The 554-nt window shown below is 39.5% G+C and carries 1 protein-coding gene; it reads left to right on the forward strand.

The features are described from left to right. Window positions 1–554, forward strand: a 554-nt coding sequence (locus OS188_RS14715) for a GEVED domain-containing protein (RefSeq protein ID WP_267149609.1), incomplete at both ends; no start/stop codon positions are given.

The raw sequence follows: 554 nt of genomic DNA on the forward strand, positions 1-554 counted from the left end.
CTGGATGTAGGAGAGACTTATACCGTTTCGGTTGAAGGCGATACCAAAGGACCTTTTGATAATGATATTGTAGCTTTTATAGATTGGAACCAGAATGGTGTTTTAGATGATGCTGGAGAAGTGTATGAAATTGGTACTCTATTCGATTCGGTGGGAGACGATGGCGTTTCTGTAACAATGGATATTACGGTTCCTGTGGATGTTATGGAGGGAGAAACACGTATTAGATTAACAAAAACATATCAAGATCCAGATTCTCCTGCAGGAATAAACCCTTGTGCTATCGAGTTTTATCCGTTTGGATATGGTCCGTATGCTGGTTATGGACAAGCTTTAGATTTTACTCTAGAAGTAGCAGGCGTTGATAATTTTCCTGAACCGTATTGTAATATTACAGACTCTGCCGAGGTTATTGTTGAAGAAATTACAAACGTTACTTTTGCAGGAACTAGTATGGTGAATGCTGATGCAACTACTGTTTTAATAGACGAAACAGCTACCATAGTCAATCTGGATGTAGGAGAGACTTATACCGTTTCGGTTGAAGGCGATAC

This window comes from Xanthomarina sp. F1114, from assembly GCF_026410255.1.
GTDB lineage: Bacteria > Bacteroidota > Bacteroidia > Flavobacteriales > Flavobacteriaceae > Xanthomarina.